The sequence below is a fragment of the Duganella sp. CF402 genome, assembly GCF_900109645.1.
Taxonomy (GTDB): domain Bacteria; phylum Pseudomonadota; class Gammaproteobacteria; order Burkholderiales; family Burkholderiaceae_D; genus Rugamonas.
This window is the reverse complement of record NZ_FOBG01000004.1, coordinates 49090-68339: the sequence shown is the minus strand read 5'-3', so window position 1 is coordinate 68339 and position 19250 is coordinate 49090. Positions and strand designations below refer to the sequence as shown.

Sequence of the window (19250 nt, the reverse complement as noted above, 5' to 3'; positions counted from 1 at the left end):
TTTGACTAATTCAGCTATAGTCATCAAGTTGATTGTTTGGCCCTAAAAACTGTTGCATTTGGTGGGTATGATCGCCGTTCCTTGAGCGTTTGATGCGATTGGTGAGCAAATGGAGACTGAGATGAAGCGCACCATAGCGCTAGTATGTGTGGTTGCCAGCAGCATGGCCGTGGCCGCCCCCATCGACCGGCGGGCGTTGGTCGGGCGACACAATCCGCATTTGAAGGCGGTGGATGTCTGGGCGCCGCTCAGCGTCGGCAACGGACAGTTCTGCTTCACCGCCGATGTGACAGGGCTGCAGACTTTCCCTGACCATTACGGCAGCAAGGGCATTGCTTTGGAGACGCAAGCGCGCTGGTCGTGGCATGAGGATCCGAATCCCAACGGCTACCAGTTGGCCGACGCCAACCGCGACTACACGGCGCACGGCAAGACGGTGGGCTACCCGACCATCATGGATACGCCGGCGGCGCAGTGGCTGCGCACCAATCCGCACGTGTGGCCGCTGGGCCAGCTCGGCTTGCGGCGCGGCGACGGTTCGGCGCTGGCGCTGGAAGACATCCGCAACATCGATCAACAGCTGGATATGTGGAAAGGCGTGCTGACCAGCCGCTACACCATCGACGGCCAGCCGGTGAGCGTGGTGACGGCGGTCAGCCCGGGACAGGATACGCTGGCCGTGCGCGTCAGCTCACCGCTGCTGGCGAACGGCAAACTGCTGGTGCGGCTGGCGCTGCCGCGCGGCTACAACATGGCGGTCAAATACAATCCGCCGCTGGACTGGAGCCAGCCGGCGTCGCACACCACGCGGGTGACGGTACAGAACCTGCGCACGCTGGCGCTGGAACACACGCGCGATGCGGCGCGCTACAGTGTCGTGCTGTACAGCGCGAACGGCATCGCGGTGACCACGCCGGAGCCGCACGCTTTCCACATCGCGCCGGCGCGCGGGCCGACCCTGGATTTCACCTTGAGCTACGCGCCGGGACGCATCGGCAAGACCGCCGATGTGGCGGCGGTGCTGGCGCAAAGCGCCGCGCATTGGCAGGCGTTCTGGCGCAGCGGCGCGGCGATTGATTTCAGCGGCAGCACCGATCCGCGCGCGGCCGAGCTGGAAAGGCGCGTGGTGCTGTCGCAGTACCTGACCGCGATCCAGTTTGGCGGCGACATGCCGCCGCAGGAAAGCGGCCTCACCACCACCACGTGGTACGGCAAGAACCACACCGAAATGCTGTGGTGGCACACGGCGCACTTCGCGCTGTGGGGGCGGCCGCAGTATCTGGAAAACGCGCTGCGCTGGTATCAGAAGACGTTGCCGGTGGCGCGCGAGATTGCAGTGTCGCGCGGCTTGCAAGGCGCGCGCTGGCCCAAGATGACCAGTCCGCAGGGACGCGAAAGCCCCGGCGGCAATCCGCTCATCGTATGGAACCAGCCGCATGTGATCCATCTGGCTGAGATCTTGTACCGCAGCGCGCCGACGCCGCAAACGCTGGAGCGCTACCGCGAGCTGGTGTTTGCGACGGCGGAGGCGATGGCCTCCATGCTGCACTGGGATGGATCGCGTTATGTGCTGGGGCCGCCGCTGTGGATTGCGCAGGAAATCTACGATCCGGCCGGCAGCATGAATCCCGGCTACGAGTTGAGCTATTGGGCCACCGGGCTGGCTATCGCGCAGCAATGGCGTGCACGGCTGGGCTTGACGCCGGATGCGGACTGGGAAAAGAAGCGTTTGCAGATCTCGGCCTTGCCGCAGAAGGATGGCAAATACGTGGCGCTGGAATCCATGCCGGATACGTGGGACAACCCGGCCAGCCGGCATGACCATCCATCGTTCCTGATGTCGCTGGGGCAGCTGCCGGGGGCGGGCGTGGACCGCGCGGTGATGCGGCGCACGCTGGATGCGGTGCTGGCGGATTGGGACTTCAAGGCCAAGATCTGGGGCTGGGACTATCCGATGATCGCCATGACCGCCGCGCGGCTGGATGCGCCGCAGCTGGCGGTGGATGTGCTGCTCAAGACCGATGGACCGAACAACGGCTACACGGCGGCGGGGCATAATCCGAATACCGACCTGCCGGTCTACCTGCCCGGCAACAGTGCCTTGCTGGCGGCGGTCGCCATGATGGCGGGCGGCTGGGACGGCGCGCCATCGCGTCCAGCGCCCGGCTTCCCGCAAGACAGCGGCTGGGTCGTGCGGGCCGAGGGATTCCAACCGCTGCCATGAGGAGCCCAATGCGTGAACCAGTCCCCAACCGCCACCGCCGCAACCTGCTGCGCGCCGGAGTGGTCATCATGACCCGCTTGGGTCCGCCGACCGTGGCAGCTGCTGGGGCGCAGGACGCCGCTGCGGCATTGGCCGCGCAGGCCGCCGGGGCGGATGCTGCGTCTGCTGGCGGCGAGCGCGCCGATCCCTGGGCCGCTGCCGCCGCCATCATCGCGCGCTGCTCGCGCCCGATCGCCCTCCCGCCGCGCGACTTCGTGATCACCGTCTACGGCGCCCAGCCATGCGAGGTCACATTGGTAGACGGTTTTATCGCCTACCAAAAGCCCGGCCAGCTCAGCGCACCTGCGGCCGGCTCGCCTGACTGCTACGCAGCCATCAAGGCCGCCATCACCGCTTGCCATGCAGCGGGCGGCGGGCGCGTCGTCATCCCATCAGGCAACTGGCTGTGCTGCGGCCCGATGGTGCTGCGCTCCAACGTCCACGTGCATCTTTCCGCCGGTGCGCACCTCTACTTCAACAACAACCCGCTCGATTACGCACGCGACGGCGACATCGACTGCGGCCCCAACGGCAAGCTGGTCATCTCGCGCTGGCAAAGCAACGACTGCCTCAACTACTCGCCGATGATCTACGCCAATGGCCAGGACAACATCGCGCTGACCGGCGAAGAAGGCAGCGTGCTGGACGGCATGGGCGGCGTGCCGTTCAAAAACAGCAAAGACTGCTGGTGGGGCTGGACCGGCATCAAACCAGAAGGCGCACCGGCCGGCGATCACCAAGGCGTGATCAATCCACGCAATCCGGCCACGCTGGACAAGCTGGCGCCATCGCTGTCCCCTTCACTGCGAAGGCAAATCGAAGGCGGCCGCGATACCTGGCGCTCGGATCACTACTTCCTGCCTGCGCTGTCGGAAGCAGGCGTGCCGGTGACGCAGCGCGTGTTCGGCATCGGCCATTTCCTACGGCCGTGCATGGTGCAATTCATCGGCTGCAACAACGTGCGGCTGGAAGGCTACCAAGTGCAGGGCGCGCCATTCTGGCTGCATCATCCGGTCAACTGCCGCAACGTTCACATCCGCAACGTGCAAATGAACAGCCTCGGCCCCAACAGCGACGGCTTCGATCCCGACGGCTGCGACCACGTGCTGATCGAAGGCTGCACCTTCAACACCGGCGACGACTGCATTGCCATCAAGTCCGGCAAAAACCGCGACACCCAATTCGGCGCGAGCCGCAACATCGTGATCCAGGACTGTGTGATGAACAGCGGCCACGGCGGCGTTACGCTGGGCAGCGAAATGGCGGCCGGGATAGAAAACGTCTACGTGCAGAACATCGAATTCCGCAACGTTCACTGGGCCAGCAACCCCTTGTGGACCGCGATCCGTTTGAAAACCAATATGAATCGCGGCGGCTACCTGCGCCACTTCCACGCGCGCAATTTGAATTTGCCAAACGGCGTGAAGACGCAGCCCATGTTCAGCAAGCGCCTGCCGGATGCGGAGATCGCGCCGGACGTGGCCTCATCGGGTGGCGGCGCCGTCATCGTCTTCGATTGCGACTACGCGCCGCAGGACGACGTAATGCGCGGCCGGCCGCCGCAAGTGTCGGACGTGCACATCAGCGGCATCCGCGCCGGCAACGTGCAAGTGGGCAGCACACTGCATTCGTGCTACCAGGCCTTTGTGCTGCTGGGTCCGCTGGCCAGTAGCTACAACGGCCCCGGCAAGCCAGGAATATCGCCGATCACCAACGTCACCATCAGCGACAGCGACTTCGGCGATCCGTTCAACGGCCACCAGCCCTGGTACATCCACAACATCCAGGGCCTGAAGCTGACGAACGTCCTCATCACCGGCAAGCGCTACAACCTCGAACTGTCAGCGACGTAATTCAGGGTCAGCTCTGTCATTTGGACACTCAGAAGGCACTTTTGAGATACATCAAACTACGCCAGGTTGCGAGTGGTAGGAATTATCGTTTGAAGATAAAAAATGGAGCGTCTTGAGAATGATCAAAGGTGCGTCATGCGTGTCCAAATGACAGAGCTGACCCTGAATTGCTCGGCGTAAGGTGCACACGATTGGAGGTTCGGTTGACGTAAGCGTCGCCGCGTCCTACCATGACTTTACAGCCCACTCTTTGACCGTCCGGTCTAGCCGCGATGCTCTTGGAGCGACAGGCCGCCGTAAGGCGGCTTTGTCATTTCTGGCGTGGCTGCCGACAAAAAACCCACACCGCTAGCGCATTCGTTGACATCAAATATTTGCCGGTGCTATAGTTCTTTCAATGAATGGAAACGCTTCCATTTAATTCAGAAGTGAATAAACGTCAGACGGGCGGACCACGATCCGCCTGCACGAGGAGACAGCATGTTGACAGCCAGCCCTGCATTGCCGGGCGATGGAGCGTTGCGCCCGTCGTCTTTCAAATCACTCTTTCCACTGCTTGCGGCCGCGATGGTGACGCTCGCCGGCACGGCGCAGGCGCAAACGGTGCAGGCGTGGATCACCACCGGCGACCAGTCGCAACTGCTGGCGCGCAATCCCGACGCCCACTTCAAATCCGGCGCCAAAGCCGCCACCATTATCGAGGTCGACCCGAAGCAGCGCTTTCAGGAAATGGTCGGCTTTGGCGCCGCTATCACCGACGCTTCCGCTTGGCTGATGCAGAACAAGCTGAACGAGCAACAGCGCAGCGCACTGCTCAACGACCTGTTCGGCAAGGCGCCCGGCGCCGGCTTCAGCTTTACGCGCCTGACCATCGGCGCCTCCGATTTCTCGCGCCATCACTACAGCTTTGACGATATGCCGCCGGGCCAGACCGATCCGGAGCTCAAGCATTTTTCCATCGACGCCAACCGCGCCGATGTGCTGCCGATTACCAAGGCCGCGCTGGCCATCAATCCCAAGCTGCGCGTAATGGCCTCGCCGTGGAGCGCACCGGGCTGGATGAAGTCGACCGACAGCCTGATCCAGGGCACGCTGAAACCGGAAGCCTTTGCGCCGTTCGCCAACTACCTGTCGCGCTATGTCAGCGCGTATGAAAAGGAAGGCGTGCCGATCTATGCACTGACCTTGCAGAACGAACCTCACTTCGAGCCCAAGGATTATCCCGGCATGCGCGTCGATCCCGCCAAGCGTGCCGCCTTTATCGGCGGCCATCTCGGCCCGGTGCTGGCGAAAGAGCATCCACACACCAAAATCCTCGACTGGGACCACAACTGGGACGAGCCCGGCTCGCCGGCCGATGTGCTGAAAGACCCGGTCGCCAACAAGTACGTGGCCGGCGTGGCCTGGCACTGCTATGGCGGCGATGTGCGCGTGCAAGCCGCGCTGCACGACCGCTGGCCGGACAAGGAAACCTTCTTCACCGAATGCTCGGGCGGCAAGTGGGCGCCGAAGTGGTCGGACAATCTGCAGCACTTCGCCAAAGTGCTGGTGATCGGCACCACGCGCGGCTGGGCCAAGGGCGTGCTGCTGTGGAACCTGGCGCTCGATGAAAACGATGGCCCGCATCTCGGCGGCTGCAACGATTGTCGCGGCGTGGTCACCATCGACTCGCGCGATGGCAAGGTCACACGCAACGAGGAGTACTACGCGCTGGCCCACGCCAGCCGCTTCGTGCGCCAGGGCGCGCGCCGCATCGCGTCCACCAGTGGCTACGACCAGTTGGATACGGTCGCCTTCCGCAACGCCGACGATGGTTCGACGGCGCTGCTGGTGGTGAACTCGGCCAAAGAACCGCGCAGCTTCGCGGTACGCGTCGGCCAGCGCAGTTTCGATTACACCTTACCGGCGGCGAGCGTCGCTACTTTTACCTGGAAATAAACCCGGTGCTGCCGCAGGCAGCTTTTCTTTGCATTGATCTGGAAGCGCTTCCATACAAGGGAGGTTGAGGATGGTTTTTCGCAAGATTTGTAGCCTGAGCTTGTTGGCATTGGTTGCCTGTGGCGGCGGTGGTGGTGGCACCGCGTCCGCGCCGCCGCCGGTTGTCACTCCGCCGGTGGCGGAGGTCATCAAGCCGACCCCGGTCACGCCGGTGCCGATGCTGCCGCTGACCATGCTGCACACGCAAAGCACCAGGTGGCTCAAGGCCGACGGCAACCAGATCACGCTGAAAGGCGTCAACCTCGGCAACTGGCTGATCAACGAGTTCTGGATGATGGGGCAGGGCAGCGCCGGCATCGACGATCAGTGCAAGCTCGAAGCCAAGCTCGACGAACGCTTCGGCTATGCCGAGCGCCAGCGCCTGATGCAGCTGTTCCGCGACAACTGGATCACTACCCGCGACTGGGACCAGATGCAGAAGTTCGGCCTCAACGTGGTGCGCCTGCCGTTCATCCACAGCGTGGTGGAGGACGAGAAGAATCCGCGCACGCTGCGCGCCGACGCCTGGCGCTATCTGGACGACGCCATCGCCCAGGCCGAGAAGCGCGGCATCTACGTCATCCTCGATCTGCACGGCGCGGTCGGCGCGCAAGGCTGGGAGCAGCACAGCGGCTGCGCCGGCAAGAACCTGTACTGGAGCACGCCCGAGTACCAGCTGCGCACCGTGTGGCTGTGGCAGCAGGTCGCCGCACGCTACAAGGATCGCGTCAGCGTGGCCGGCTACAGCGTGCTCAACGAACCGTGGGGCACCGACGCCGCCAACCTCGCCGCCGTGGTGAAGACGCTGTACACCGCCATCCGCGCGGTCGACCCGAACCACGTGGTGATCCTGCCCGGCCACAACAGCGGCATCAACGCCTACGGCAAGCCGTCCGAGCAGGGGATGACGAACGTCGCCTTCGAGATGCACTTCTATCCCGGCCTGTTCGGCTGGGGCCAGATCGGCCTGCAAGTGCACAAGGATTGGCTGACCTGCGCCACCGGCAGCAACAGCGGCGTGTGCGAGTGGGACGCCCGCATCCGCAACGTCGACACCGCTTTCTTCATTGGCGAGATGCAGCCGTGGACCGGGCAGGGCCTGGACCTCGGCGCGCAGATCGCCCGCGCTTCCTTCGATACCTACGCCAAGTACGGCTGGGCCGCCACCGCGTGGAGCTGGAAGGTGGTGACCAATAGCGGCGGCCAGGGCAACGGCACCTGGGGCATGGTCACCAACGCCGCCAGCGCGCCGGTGCCCAAGACCGATTTCACCACCGCCTCACTGGGCGATATCGAAACCCTTTTCAAGTCCTTCGGCAGCCAGCAGTACGAAGTCCACCAGCCGTTGCAGGACTGGATGACCAGCAGCACCGCACCACAGCCTTTCCGTTAAAACTATAAGAGTGAGATGACTATGACTAAGCAAAGCTATGCAATCAGGATGACTCCTATCGCTGCCGCCTGCGCCGCCCTGGCGTTTGGCGCCAGCAGCCCGGCCCACGCCCAGCAGGCCGCCGCACCCAAGGCCGAAGACGGCACGGTGCAAGAGGTGGTGGTGACCGGTATCCGCCGCAGCATCGAAACCTCGATGGCGATCAAGCGCGACGCCGACGCCATCGTGGAAGCCGTCACCGCCGAAGACATCGGCAAGCTGCCGGACGTGTCGATCGCCGAATCGATCGCCCGCCTGGCCGGCCTGACCGCGCAGCGGGTCGAAGGCCGCGCCCAGGTGATTTCGATCCGCGGCCTGGCGCCGGACTTTTCCACCACGCTGCTGAACGGCCGCGAGCAAGTCTCGACCAGCAACAACCGTGGCGCGGAATACGACCAGTATCCGTCCGAGCTGATCAACGGCGTCACCGTGTACAAGACGCCGGATGCCTCGCTGGTGTCGGGCGGCCTGTCGGGCACGGTCGATTTGCAGACCGTGCGTCCGCTGGACATCCGCCAGCGCACCGTCGTGCTGAATGTGCGCGGCGAGCACAATTCCAACGGCAAGCTCAACTCCAACACCTCGGCCAACGGTAACCGCCTGAGTGCCTCGTACGTGGATCAGTTCCTCAACAACACGCTGGGCATTGCAGTCGGCTACGCGCACCTCGATTCGCCGGGCCAGCAAAAGGAATACAAATCGTGGTGGTGGGGCCGCGACAACAAGCTGCCGGCCGGCATGGAAGACGTGGTGGCGCTGAAGGGCGCGGAAGTCACCGCCTCGTCGCGCGAGCAAAAGCGCGACGGCCTGATGGGCGTGATCGAATACCGTCCATCGAAGGAATTCCGCACCACGCTGGACATGTACTACTCCGAGTTCAAGCAGAACACCACCATGCGCGGCATGATGTGGAACTCGCACCAGTGGAGCGACGTCACCTACAAGGATCCGGTGGTGGAAACCATCGGCGGCACGCGCCTGCTGGTAGGCGGCAAGCTGGTCAACCTTGAGCCGATCGTGCGCAACGACTACAACCAGCGCAAGGACAAGCTGGGCGCGCTGGGCTGGAACAACACCTTCAAGAAAGACGGCTGGACCCTGGTCGGCGACCTGTCATACTCGACCGCCAAGCGCCGTGAGGAAGTGCTGGAAACCTACGCCGGCCTGGGCCCGGCCGGTTCGCACATCACTGACAACAACTTCGCGTTCCGCATCCCGACCGGCAGCGGTTTGCCGACCTTCACGCCGAGCTTCAACTACACCGATCCGAAGATTATCAAGCTGACCGACGTCGGCGGCTGGGGCAAGGATGCGGACATGCATCACCCTATCGTGGAAGACGAACTGAGCTCGGCCAAGTTCTCGGTCAAGAAAGAGCTGGAGGGCTTCTTCCGCTTTGTTGAAGGCGGCGCCAACTTCAGCCGGCGCGAGAAGACCCACGCCGACACCAACAACTACTGGTTCCTGAAAAACGGCCGCGCGCCGGCCACCGTGTCGTCGGATCTGCTGCAGCCATCGACCTCGCTGTCGTTTGCCGGCATTCCAGCGGTGATGAGCTACGACGTGCTGGGCGTGCTCAACAAGTATTACGACAAACAGCCGGACCGTCCTGACGACCAGGCGCTGCAGGATTGGGGCGTGACCGAGAAGATCGTCACCGCCTACACCAAGCTGGGCATCGATACTGATCTCGGCCCGATTCCGGTGCGCGGTGCGCTGGGCCTGCAAGCGGTGAACGTCGACCAGAAATCGCGCGGAGCCACCGTGGTTGGCGGCAAGCTGGGCACCATCGGCGGCGGCTCCAACTACACCGACATCCTGCCGAGCCTGAACCTGAACTTCGATCTCGACAAATACCTGTCGACCACCAACCTGCGCTTCGGCGCGGCCAAGACTGTGGCGCGTCCGCAAATGTCGGACATGCGTGCCGGCGCCACCGGCGGCATCGATACGACCAGCCTGCGCTGGAACGGCAGCGGCGGCAATCCGAACCTGGAACCGTGGCGCGCCAATTCGTATGACCTGTCGATGGAAAAGTACATCGGCAAGCGCAGCTACATCGCTGGTGCGCTGTGGTACAAAAAGCTGCAAAGCTATATCTACAACCAGCAGACCGCGTTTGATTTCACCGGCTTCCCTAACCCATCCGGCGTGCAAGCGATTGACTCGATTGGCACGCTGAACCGTCCAGCCAACGGCACCGGCGGCATGGTCAAAGGCGTGGAACTGTCGGGCGCGCTGGATGCGGGCTTGCTGTGGGCGCCGCTGGAAGGCTTTGGCGTGACGGGCAGCATGTCCGGCACCGAAAGCTCGATCCATCCGAACGGTCCGGGCACCAAGGAGAAATTGCCGGGCCTGTCCGGCGTGGTGTCCAACTTCACCGTGTACTACGAGAAGGACGGCTACTCGGCACGCGCCAGCCGCCGCTACCGTTCGGCGTATCGCGGCGAGGTGACCGGCCTGTTCGCGCAGCGCGCCTTCAGCGAGATCCTGGCCGAGCGCCAGATCGACCTGCAGCTGGGCTACGCGATCGAGGAGGGCAAGTACAAGGGCCTGTCGTTCCTGTTCCAGGTGAACAACCTGAACAACTCGCCGTACCAGACGCGCCAGGGCGACCCGTTCTCCGGCGGCTCGTACGCGCCTGAACGCTACACCACCTATGGCCGCCAGCTGCTGCTGGGCTTGAACTACAAGCTGTAAGGAGGGAAGGAGGTCAAGGGCTGGTTAAATCAGCTCTTGACCTTAGCCTATGAACTACGGGCATGCTCTACGCCATTCCAAGTAGTTGCGCGCAAAAACGTCAAATGCACTTTCCTCGCACTTTGGCGACAGCGATGAACGGCAGCGCCAGATATCCTGTGAGGAGAAACGTAGGCTGGCGCTTTAGTCCTTCTGAATGGAGACAGTCTGGCACCTTCGCTTCAATAAAAGCCGCAGTCATAATATCCTTATGGGCTGAACTGAATGCGGTGGCGCTTTGATAGTATGGCAGCGATGGAGTTTCGTTTTTTAACGTCTCAGCGACTGCTTTACTTATCGATGCATCGACATGCCCCAGCATCGGCTTCAATTGAACTTCGGATGTGACGGCATCGCTCAATGGATCGCGCGCGTTTTCGGCAGAAATGGCCGCTGTAGAAAACGTCAACATTCCCAGAAAGAGTAGTTTCACAACGTGCCTCCTCACCGAATAAATGCCGTCAGTAACCGGTGCTGCGGCCCGCAATCACGGGCAATTCATCATCGGTGGTGAGGGCCCAGATCAGGCGCGCGATGGTCTCGGAGGCGATCACGGTGTGATGGTTTTCCCTGGCCAGCAGCTTTTCGCGCAGTTCACGGCGCACGGCGGGGATGCCGGTCAGGTCGAACAGCACGTCCACGCCGTCGCCCATTGCCACGATTTCGTCGAGGGACGACAGCCGCAAGCCGGCATCGATGGCCAGTTGCCGGCCCGGTGTGTCGCCGGATTCCGCGACGGCGACCAGGGTGACGCCGTGCTCGCGACGTTTCAGGATATTGCGCAGGAATGCCGAGCCTATGCGGCCCAGCCCGATAACGGCGATTTTTTGATTTTCCATTTTCGTCCTCGTTAGCTTTGGGTGGGTTCAGGATAGCAGCTTGCCCACCTGCAAAACTCACAAATTCTCACCCCGGCTCCGCACTTCGAACCACGCCGCGCGCGATTGAAACCGGCCCCGGTTTCGGCGGGGGCGCGTTACACTGCATCTCCACCTAAGCGAAATGGAGCTGGACATGCAAAAAAGCGAGACCAGCTGCAAGCCGCCCGCAGTGGTGGGCGTGGTGACTGCCCGCATGATAGCGGCGCTGGCTGGCCGCGCGATCGACGTCGTCGTCATTGGCGCCTCGGCTGGCGGCGTGGCTGCGCTGTTGCACGTGCTGACCGGTTTGCCGGCGGATTACCAGCACGCCATCGTGGTGGTGATGCACATCCCGGCAGGCCGCAAGAGCCAGTTGGCCGATGTCTTCCAGCGCCGCATGCAATTTCCGGTGCGCGAAGCCTGCGACAAGGAGCAGGTGCTGTCCGGGACATTGTATTTTGCCGGTTCGGGACATCATCTCCTGGTCGACAGCGACCGTCATTTTTCCCTGAGCAGTGCTGCCCCGGTACATTTTTCCCGGCCCTCGATTGACTCCCTGATGTTATCAGCAGCGGCCGCTTACGGGCCGGCCCTGCTGGGGATCGTCCTGACCGGCGCCAACCGCGACGGCGCCACCGGCCTGGCCGCGATTGGCGCAGCCGGCGGCCTGACAGTGGTGCAGGAGCCGGACGAAGCCGAGCAGTCCGCCATGCCGCTTGAAGCGATCGCCCGCCGCGCCCCCGACCTCATCCTCTCCCTGGCCGACATCCACGCCCTGCTGCTGATGCTGCCGCCGGCGTGATCTGTCTCGCCCAAACGGGTTTTACGCCGCGAAAAGGCGTGCTCGTCGCATTGGCTAACTGACAAACAAGTCAACGGCTAAGCTACCAGCACGATCACTTTTATGGAGTCCAGGTCTCATGCGTAAATTCCTTCCCGTTGCAGTCATGATCCTCAGTGCGATCACCTTCACCACCGCACGTGCGCAAGAACCGGCGCGGCCGTTAAGCGCAGCCGACAAGGCCGCCGCCGTCGAGCTGTTGGCACAACGCCTGTCCGGCAAATACATTTACGCTGACGAAGGCAACAAGATGGCTGCCGCTGTCCGCGACCATCTGCGCAAGGGCGACTACGAGAAGGTGGCGACGGACGCAGAATTCGCAGACTTGTTGACGGCGCATATCCAGGCCGCCCACCCCGACAAACACCTGAGCATCCGCCATGTTCCCAACGCGCTGCCGGACCGGCCTCGTCCTTCTGCCAGCCAGGGCATGCCTGCCGAGATGCGGCAGCGTATGACCGAAGTGGGCAAGTACTTGAACTTCTCGTTTGAAAAGGTGGAGCGCCTGCAGGGGAATATCATGTACCTCAAGCTCGACGGCTTCTTTGAAGCCGATATCGCCAGGGCAGCCGGGACGGCCGCCATGAATCTGGCCGCCAACGGCAGCGCGATGATTATCGATCTGCGCGACAACCACGGCGGCGATCCGCGCATGGTGGCGCATCTGGCCAGTTACCTGCTTGGCGATCAGAAGGTCCACCTGTCGGATATCTACTGGCGGGCGGACAATGAAACCAATTCTTTCTGGAGCGATCCCGCCGTGCCGGGCGCGCGCTTTGGCGCAGACAAGCCGGTGTATGTGCTGACCAGCGGCGAAACGTTTTCCGCAGCCGAAGATTTTACCTACAACCTGCAGGCGATCAAGCGCATCACGGTGGTTGGTGAAAAAACCGGCGGCGGTGCGCACCCGATCCAGCCGTTCCGCATCGACCCGAACTTAATCGCCGTCATCCCGGTGGGACGCTCGATTAATCCGATCACAAAAGGCGATTGGGAGGGGAGCGGTGTAAAGCCCGATGTCGCCATCGCCGCCGACAAGGCCCTGGCCAAAGCCAATGCCTTGGCCCTGCGTCAAGTGCTGCCGGGCGTGGACAATCCCCATGAGCGAGCCGCCCTCGAGAAAAAACTCGCCGAGCTGGAAGCGGCGTTATAAAAGCGCCTGGCGCGAGCCGGCTTCCTCGCGCATCGTTCGCAGCCACGGCCAGCGAGACTGGTACGACGCCGCCTTCGCCTCGAACAGTGCCGCATGCGGTGTCAACGAGTTCATGGAGAGAATACCGTCGTACAGCGGTTGCAGTCCGTGCGGAGCATGGATTGCAACCGGGTTTATGCCTACACAAGTGGCCGGGATGAGAAACCGGTCAATTCCATCACGCGCATTCTGAAGTGGCGGATATGGATGACCAAAGTATGACTCATACCATGTGTGTACCCGGGCTTGGTTGGAAGCTTCGATGGGAACGCTCAAGTCGCTCAGCACCTCATCAACGCGCTGCTGCACGCGCCGTTCAGCTTCTTCGCTCAGGTCGCTATCGTCGAAATAAAATAGATCATAGTCTTTGATATCCGCATCGGGAGCGCGTCCAGTTTGTAAATTCCAGACCGTCTGGAACAAGCAGCCAGCGACTAGCCAACCGTCAGGAAGTGCCAAGGCATCCCAGCGCTCAAGGATTGCGCGGTTGTTATCGTTGGCAAGTATGTCAGAGCGAAATTTTTCTTGCATAGATGTAGGCTTTTACAGCCTCAGCGCGAGCGGGCTTCTTCGCGGCGCTGGATCAGGTAGGTTTTCAGGTCGTCGAAGGAGATGTTGCCGCGCTGGGCGGTGTCGATATGGTCGAAGTTCTTGTCGACGAAGCCGAGACCGGCCTTGCGCGCTTCGTCGCGGCTCAGGGTGCCGTTGCCGTCCTGGTCGGCGTCGTCAAAACGTTTCTTTAATTTTTGCATGGCCTGGTAGCGCAGCAGCACCGGGCCGGACGAGTAGTCGCGCAGCGGCTTGCGCAGCGCCGGCGGCAGGTAGGGTTCGGGATAGGCCGGGGCCGAGCGCACCGCTGGCGACGCGGCGGCTTCCGTGGACGGCGTCTGGGCGCCGGCGTGCGACACGGCCGCTGTGGCGGCCAACATGGCTAATTGTAAAAGCTTCATGATTGTCTCCCCCGCATCTGCAGATGCTTGGCTTAGTGTGACACTGTGACGCTGTTCAGGAAATTAATCAAATCTGTTTGCTGTACGCGGCGCGCGCTGTCGTCTAGATACGTCATGTGGCCGCTTGCATAATATTTAAGCACTATGGACTGGCTTTCACCCAGCCGCGCCAGATCCAGCCCGGTCTGGTGGAACGGCGTCGCCAGGTCATGGTAGCCGCTGGCGGCCATGATCTTCATGGCCGGATTCAGCGTCAGGGCCGCCGCCAGGTCCGGTATGGTGTCCGGCAGCTGCTTGCCGTCGTGGCTGAAGTTCCAGCGATTGACGATGTCGATGAACGGCGCGTACGCCGATCCCGCACTGTAGTGCAGCTCCTCCGCCATGTAGCTGACGATGCTGCTCGAGAAGTTGGCGTTGACCACGGTCAGCGACGGATCGCCGTCGCGCGCCAAGGCGCTGCCGGCGGCGGTGATGACGCGCGCATCGTAGCGGCCCAATAACTGTCCGGCCACGGCGTTCCGCTGGTAGTAGCCCGGCTGCATGTCGAAATTCTGCTGCCACACCAGCGTGCTCATGCCGGTCAGATCGGATAGCTGGCCCAGTACGGCGGGCGGCGGCGCTACCTTGCTGGTCAGGTAAGCCGCAATCGCGGTGCGGTAGCCGCCGGCGGCGAAGCTGCGCACCGTCTCCACCGGCACCGCCGTCGCGCGGCCGTGGTAGGCGCTGGTGAGGGCGTAGGTCGGGATGTAGCCCTCGCAGCTGATGGTGTCGGGATCGAGCACGCCGCAGTTGCTGTTGTAGTCCATGATGGCCGACAGCAGCACCAGCCCGTCGATCTGCACGCCGGCCGTTTCCAGCAGGTTGGCCAGCACCGCCGTGCGCGGCGCGCCGTAGGATTCTCCGAACAGGAATTTGGGCGAGGCTTCGCGCTTGTTGACCGCAATGTAGCGCCGCACAAAATCGCGGAAGGCGGCAGCATCCTTGTCGACGCCCCAGAAGTCGGCGTTGGTGTTGGGGGCGATGGCTTGCGAGTAGCCGGTGCCCACCGCGTCGACGAAGACAAGGTCGGAAGTGGCGAGCAGGGTTTCCTGGTTGTCGACCAGCTGTACCGGCGGGATGCTGGCATTGGGGATGGTGCTGACCAGCCGCCGTGGCCCGAACGAGCCAAGATGCAGATAGGTCGACGCCGAACCGGGACCGCCGTTGTAGAAGAAGATGACCGGCCGCCTGGCGGTATCCGCACCGGCCACGGTATAGGCCACGTAGAAGAAGGACACGCTGGCCTGGCCGGTCTTGAGGTCGGCGGCGGTCAGGTGGCCGGTGGTGGCGGTGTAGTTGAATTGCTGGCCATTGAGCTGGATATGGCTGGCGATGACGGCGGCGTTTTCATTCGGCGCCGTCAGCGAGGCGGTGGCGGCGCTGGAGTAGACGGTGCTGTCGGCGAAGGCGCCCGGCACCGGCGGCGTGATGACTGGTGGCGTGGTGTTGGTGGCGTCGTTGCTGCCGCCCCCGCCGCCGCCGCACGCAGCAAGGGTCGCGGCGAACATGGTTGCCGTCGCGGGTCGCCGCCATTGCAATCTTGTGCAAAACGCCACGATACCTCCCGTCGGGATATATCGTGCATGATACGCCCAAATCGGGCTTTATTTGTGCCAGAAATCCTTGTGCGCCACGCGCGCTTCGTCTTCGCGCAATGGGCCTATGACCTCGGTCGGGCGCTGGCCGGCGGCGAACACGGTGCGGCATGGCAGCGACAAGGTTGGATTTTCAGGATCGCTGCCGGTCAGTTCCAGCAGGCTGGCTTCCGACATGGCATACACCACGCGGCCGACGCCGCTCCAATAGGTGCCGCCGCTGCACATGGCGCATGGTTCGGCGTTGGCGTACAGCGTGGCGGTGGCCAGTTGCTGAGGGCTGTACTTCTGCGAGGCGAGACGCAGCGCGTTCATCTCCGCGTGCGCGGTGCGGTCGCTGCTGGATGCGTTCATCGCTTCCGAGATCACCGTGCCGTCGGCTGCGACAACCATCGCGGCGAACGGGTGATGGCCTTCATCGCGCGAGCGCTGCGCCAGCGCCAGTACGCGGGTGAGGAATTCGTGGTCCTGCGGTGTTGCACTCATCTGATTACTCCATATTGCAGGTCTTGCTGCTTCAAATAACTGCGGTAGGCCAGCGACATGCGGTCGCACAGCACTGACACTTCGGCGCCCGGTGTCAGCGGCAACCGCGCCGGATGCTGGCTTTCCAGGATCGGTTTATCTTGCATGAAGATCGTGTCCTGAAACTCGCGCATCGACTCGTAGCTTGAGACGAAGTCGTTGAGCGCCATGATGATCCACACGCGCGTGCTGGTTTCGGTCAGCGGCTGCGAGAACAGCGCTATCGCCTCGCGGATCGCGCCCGGAGGATGCTTGGTCAGGATGGTGGTCAGCGGACGCACCACGCGGTAGGTGTATTCGATATCGCTGCCGCCGGATGCCGAACGGCTGGCCTGCGGCTGCCATGCATAGCACTGTTTGGCCCACACGCCGCTGCCGTATTCGGGATCATCAAACGATTCCACCGTGTAGTCGGGCACCGTGGGCTGCTCCTTGTCGCCAAGGATGCCCTCATGCACAAAGGCGAAGTGCGCCATGTCGAGGAAATTTTCAACGATGCGCGGCGCGCTCGATTGCACGTCGTAGTGGCCGCACCAGACCTTGCGCAGCTTATCGTCTGCAAATTCGGGAAACGCCGGAGGACCGGCATGCGCCGGCGTGCCAAGGCACACCCACGCCATGCCGTACTGCTCCTGCACATGATAGGTCGCCACCTGCGCCTTCAGCGGCGCTTGCGGCAAGGCCGGGATGTGGATGCACCGGCCCTCCTTGCCGAAGCTCCAGCCGTGGTAAGGACAGCGCAGCGTGTCGTCGTGCAGAGTGCCCATCGACAGCCGCGTGCCGCGATGCGGACAGCGGTCTTCCCACGCATGCAGCTCGCCGCCGCTGTCGCGCCACAGCACCACCCGCGTCTCCAGCAGGTCGGTGGCCAGCATGGCGCCGGCCGCGACCTGGTTGGAGAGCGCGACCGGGTGCCAGTCGTTGTACAGGACTGGATCCATGCTTACTTCGGAATCGTGCCTTCCACGCCTTGCACGTAGAAGTTAATCGACAGCAGGTCCTTTTCAGGCATCTTCACACCGGCAGCCACCTTGATGGCGCCCGATTGATCCTTGATCGGACCGGTGAACGGATCGAAAGTGCCGGCGGTCAGCGCAGCCTTTTTCTCCTCGAAGATTTTTGCCGCGTCGGCCGGCACCACGGCGTTCAGCTTGGACATCTTGACCATGCCTTCTTTCAGGCCGCCGCGATATTGCTCGGTCTTCCAGGTGCCGGCCAGCACCGCCTTGGCGGTGTTGATGTAGTAGCCCGACCAGTCATTGGTGGCGGCGGTCAGGTGCGCTTTCGGCGCGAACTTGACCATGTCCGAATCCCAGCCGAAGGCATACACGCCTTTTTCCTGCGCCACTTGCAGCGTGGCCGGCGAATCGGTGTTCTGCGCCATCACATCCGCGCCTTGCGCCACCAGCGTTTCCGCAGCCTGGCGTTCCTTCGCCGGGTCGTACCACGAGTTCACCCAGATCACTTTGGTCTTGATCTTTGGATTCACGCTTTGCGCGCCGAGTGTGAAGGCGTTGATGTTGCGGATCACCTCAGGCACAGGGAACGAGGCGATGAAACCGAGCGTGTTCGACTTGGTCATCTTGCCGGCCAAAATACCGTCCAGGTAAGCGCCTTCGTACAAGCGCGATTCGTAGGTGCCGAAGTTCTTGCCGCTCTTGAAACCGGTGGCGTGCAGGAAGGTCACGCCGGGCGTGGTCTTGGCGACTTTCTCGGTCGCGTTCATGTAGCCGAACGAGGTGGTGAAAATCAGCTTGTTCCCTTCCGCTACCAGCTTGCGGATCACGCGCTCGGCGTCCGCGCCTTCCGGCACGTTTTCGACGTAGCTGGTTTTCACTTTCGCGCCCAGTTCTTTTTCCAGCGCCAGGCGGGCCTGGTCGTGGGCGTAGGTCCAGCCGGCGTCGCCGACCGGGCCGACGTAGACGAAGCCGATCTTCAACGGGTCTGCTGCAAACGAAGGTGCTGCGGCCAGCGCGGTGGCGGCGGCGATGGTAGCCAGTACTTTGCGACGATTCATCATGCGATTTCCTTTGCGGTGAGGAGCAGGTTAGAAGTGGTATTCAGCGCGTACCATCGGGGTCTTGGCGGTGGCGCCTGGATTGTTACGGTCCGGATTACCGAATTTGTTTTTCCAGTATTGGTACTCGACGCCGATCTTGAAGGTGTTCTTAGGCGTGCCTACCGCTTCGCTGATGTCGTACATGATCTGCGCGTCGATATTGGTCTCCGGCGCGGTGCCGCCGCCGAATTCATTGGTGCCCTTGGCGGTGATGAAGTTGGCGAAGCCGTTGAACTGCAGCGGGATGCCGCCGATGTTGAACGGAATGCCCCAGGCGCCGGTCAGCATGGCGTGGGTCTTGTAGGCGTAGCGCGGGGTGGCGGTCTTGGTGAAGGTGCTGTACGGCGCGTTCGATTCCCACAGCACCAGCAGGCTGACGTCGAGGAAGCCCGGCACGTCCAGCATCAGGGTCGGGCCGGCGACCACCATGCGCTTCTTGGAGTTGTAGCCGGCGTCAGTCTTGCTGTTGTAGTCGAAACCGACGGTGGCGCCGACGCCGCGCACCGGACCGAAGGCGTAGTTGTTGCCGGTGATTTTGCCGAAGTCCAGGGTGTTGCGGTACAGCGCATAGGCTTCGTGCGCGCCGCTGTTGGAGCCGGCCGCCGACGGATCCATCTCGGACGACATGAGCAGGTCGACGCTGAAGAAGTTCTTGCCGTACTTGTAGCCGGAGACGCTGCTCAGGTTGACGATGTTCTTGGTGATGTCATTCTTGTTGAACGGCTCGGCGAATTCAGTACCGTAGCGGTAGCTCAGCGAAGTATCGCTCCATTCGGCCGCTTGTGCGGTGCAAGTGGCGAGGAGGGCGAGGGCGGCGGTGCAGCGAACGATCTTAGACATACGAGCTCCATTCAAGTTGTTGTAGTGAGGTTTTGGAAAACACTTTTTTTGTATCCAATCGTTTTATCAATTGGATTCAATCCCG

Annotated in this window: 16 protein-coding genes; 7 read left to right on the top strand and 9 right to left on the bottom strand. The window is 62.5% G+C overall.

From position 1 onward, the window contains the following. Positions 1 to 121 precede the first annotated feature (121 nt). The 5 genes from BMZ70_RS24635 (at position 122) to BMZ70_RS24615 (ending at position 10225) form a co-directional block, all read left to right on the top strand. Positions 122 to 2224 (top strand): hypothetical protein, encoded by a 2103-nt coding sequence (locus BMZ70_RS24635; protein WP_229205582.1) that lies wholly within the window; start codon positions 122 to 124, stop codon positions 2222 to 2224. An 8-nt stretch (positions 2225 to 2232) separates the two neighbouring features. Then, positions 2233 to 4116, top strand: coding sequence for a glycoside hydrolase family 28 protein (locus BMZ70_RS24630; protein ID WP_229205581.1), 1884 nt, complete (start codon positions 2233 to 2235; stop codon positions 4114 to 4116). A 480-nt stretch (positions 4117 to 4596) separates the two neighbouring features. Beyond that, complete coding sequence (locus BMZ70_RS24625) at positions 4597 to 6054, top strand: glycoside hydrolase family 30 protein (protein ID WP_092280507.1); 1458 nt, start codon at positions 4597 to 4599, stop codon at positions 6052 to 6054. A gap of 100 nt (positions 6055 to 6154) precedes the next feature. Continuing rightward, positions 6155 to 7486, top strand: coding sequence for a glycoside hydrolase family 5 protein (locus tag BMZ70_RS24620; RefSeq protein ID WP_229205580.1), 1332 nt, complete (start codon positions 6155 to 6157; stop codon positions 7484 to 7486). 48 nt (positions 7487 to 7534) lie between these two features. Beyond that, positions 7535 to 10225 (top strand): TonB-dependent receptor, encoded by a 2691-nt coding sequence (locus BMZ70_RS24615; protein WP_229205579.1) that lies wholly within the window; start codon positions 7535 to 7537, stop codon positions 10223 to 10225. Between the two features lie 100 nt (positions 10226 to 10325). On the opposite strand, the gene BMZ70_RS28175 is transcribed toward BMZ70_RS24615, so the two are convergent. Both BMZ70_RS28175 and BMZ70_RS24610 read right to left on the bottom strand, forming a co-directional pair. Next, positions 10326 to 10697 (bottom strand): hypothetical protein, encoded by a 372-nt coding sequence (locus tag BMZ70_RS28175; RefSeq protein WP_130301022.1) that lies wholly within the window; start codon positions 10695 to 10697, stop codon positions 10326 to 10328. 28 nt (positions 10698 to 10725) lie between these two features. Continuing rightward, positions 10726 to 11103, bottom strand: coding sequence for a Gfo/Idh/MocA family oxidoreductase (locus BMZ70_RS24610; protein ID WP_092280501.1), 378 nt, complete (start codon positions 11101 to 11103; stop codon positions 10726 to 10728). Positions 11104 to 11278: 175 nt separating this feature from the next. On the opposite strand from BMZ70_RS24610, the gene BMZ70_RS24605 reads away from it, so the two are divergent. Together BMZ70_RS24605 and BMZ70_RS24600 are read left to right on the top strand one after the other, a co-directional pair. Then, on the top strand, positions 11279 to 11926 hold the full coding sequence (locus BMZ70_RS24605; RefSeq protein ID WP_229205578.1) for a chemotaxis protein CheB: 648 nt from the start codon (positions 11279 to 11281) through the stop codon (positions 11924 to 11926). A gap of 118 nt (positions 11927 to 12044) precedes the next feature. Next, positions 12045 to 13118 (top strand): S41 family peptidase, encoded by a 1074-nt coding sequence (locus BMZ70_RS24600; protein WP_092280499.1) that lies wholly within the window; start codon positions 12045 to 12047, stop codon positions 13116 to 13118. On the opposite strand, the gene BMZ70_RS24595 is transcribed toward BMZ70_RS24600, so the two are convergent. The 7 genes from BMZ70_RS24595 to BMZ70_RS24565 all read right to left on the bottom strand — a co-directional run bounded on the left by BMZ70_RS24595 (position 13113) and on the right by BMZ70_RS24565 (position 19165). After that, on the bottom strand, positions 13113 to 13688 hold the full coding sequence (locus BMZ70_RS24595; protein ID WP_092280497.1) for a nucleotidyltransferase family protein: 576 nt from the start codon (positions 13686 to 13688) through the stop codon (positions 13113 to 13115). The genes BMZ70_RS24600 and BMZ70_RS24595 overlap by 6 nt on opposite strands. 20 nt (positions 13689 to 13708) lie before the next feature. Beyond that, positions 13709 to 14107, bottom strand: coding sequence for an EF-hand domain-containing protein (locus tag BMZ70_RS24590; protein ID WP_229205577.1), 399 nt, complete (start codon positions 14105 to 14107; stop codon positions 13709 to 13711). 32 nt (positions 14108 to 14139) lie between these two features. Then, positions 14140 to 15654, bottom strand: a complete 1515-nt coding sequence (locus BMZ70_RS24585; protein WP_092280493.1) for a S10 family serine carboxypeptidase-like protein — start codon at positions 15652 to 15654, stop codon at positions 14140 to 14142. Between the two features lie 96 nt (positions 15655 to 15750). Then, positions 15751 to 16227: a nucleoside deaminase gene (locus tag BMZ70_RS24580; protein WP_092280491.1), complete on the bottom strand. Its 477-nt coding sequence runs from the start codon at positions 16225 to 16227 to the stop codon at positions 15751 to 15753. Beyond that, positions 16224 to 17207: an aromatic ring-hydroxylating dioxygenase subunit alpha gene (locus BMZ70_RS24575; RefSeq protein WP_092280489.1), complete on the bottom strand. Its 984-nt coding sequence runs from the start codon at positions 17205 to 17207 to the stop codon at positions 16224 to 16226. The genes BMZ70_RS24580 and BMZ70_RS24575 overlap by 4 nt, the downstream gene beginning before the upstream one ends. Before the next feature lie 2 nt (positions 17208 to 17209). Then, positions 17210 to 18286, bottom strand: a complete 1077-nt coding sequence (locus BMZ70_RS24570; protein WP_092280487.1) for a BMP family ABC transporter substrate-binding protein — start codon at positions 18284 to 18286, stop codon at positions 17210 to 17212. Between the two features lie 27 nt (positions 18287 to 18313). Then, the gene (locus BMZ70_RS24565; protein WP_092280485.1) at positions 18314 to 19165 is read right to left on the bottom strand and encodes an outer envelope protein; all 852 of its coding nucleotides are present in this window, start codon (positions 19163 to 19165) and stop codon (positions 18314 to 18316) included. Positions 19166 to 19250 lie beyond the last annotated feature (85 nt).

What these genes read in the sequence shown, in the direction of transcription:
- BMZ70_RS24630 (WP_229205581.1), top strand. Translation starts at nt 2,233, where the DNA reads ATGCGTGAACCAGTCCCCAACCGCCACCGCCGCAACCTGCTGCGCGCC.
- BMZ70_RS24595 (WP_092280497.1), bottom strand. Translation starts at nt 13,688, where the DNA reads ATGCAAGAAAAATTTCGCTCTGACATACTTGCCAACGATAACAACCGC.
- BMZ70_RS24615 (WP_229205579.1), top strand. Translation starts at nt 7,535, where the DNA reads ATGACTCCTATCGCTGCCGCCTGCGCCGCCCTGGCGTTTGGCGCCAGC.
- BMZ70_RS24590 (WP_229205577.1), bottom strand. Translation starts at nt 14,107, where the DNA reads ATGAAGCTTTTACAATTAGCCATGTTGGCCGCCACAGCGGCCGTGTCG.
- BMZ70_RS24565 (WP_092280485.1), bottom strand. Translation starts at nt 19,165, where the DNA reads ATGTCTAAGATCGTTCGCTGCACCGCCGCCCTCGCCCTCCTCGCCACT.
- BMZ70_RS24625 (WP_092280507.1), top strand. Translation starts at nt 4,597, where the DNA reads ATGTTGACAGCCAGCCCTGCATTGCCGGGCGATGGAGCGTTGCGCCCG.
- BMZ70_RS24605 (WP_229205578.1), top strand. Translation starts at nt 11,279, where the DNA reads ATGCAAAAAAGCGAGACCAGCTGCAAGCCGCCCGCAGTGGTGGGCGTG.
- BMZ70_RS24570 (WP_092280487.1), bottom strand. Translation starts at nt 18,286, where the DNA reads ATGATGAATCGTCGCAAAGTACTGGCTACCATCGCCGCCGCCACCGCG.
- BMZ70_RS24575 (WP_092280489.1), bottom strand. Translation starts at nt 17,207, where the DNA reads ATGGATCCAGTCCTGTACAACGACTGGCACCCGGTCGCGCTCTCCAAC.
- BMZ70_RS24610 (WP_092280501.1), bottom strand. Translation starts at nt 11,103, where the DNA reads ATGGAAAATCAAAAAATCGCCGTTATCGGGCTGGGCCGCATAGGCTCG.
- BMZ70_RS24600 (WP_092280499.1), top strand. Translation starts at nt 12,045, where the DNA reads ATGCGTAAATTCCTTCCCGTTGCAGTCATGATCCTCAGTGCGATCACC.
- BMZ70_RS24580 (WP_092280491.1), bottom strand. Translation starts at nt 16,227, where the DNA reads ATGAGTGCAACACCGCAGGACCACGAATTCCTCACCCGCGTACTGGCG.
- BMZ70_RS24635 (WP_229205582.1), top strand. Translation starts at nt 122, where the DNA reads ATGAAGCGCACCATAGCGCTAGTATGTGTGGTTGCCAGCAGCATGGCC.
- BMZ70_RS24585 (WP_092280493.1), bottom strand. Translation starts at nt 15,654, where the DNA reads ATGTTCGCCGCGACCCTTGCTGCGTGCGGCGGCGGCGGGGGCGGCAGC.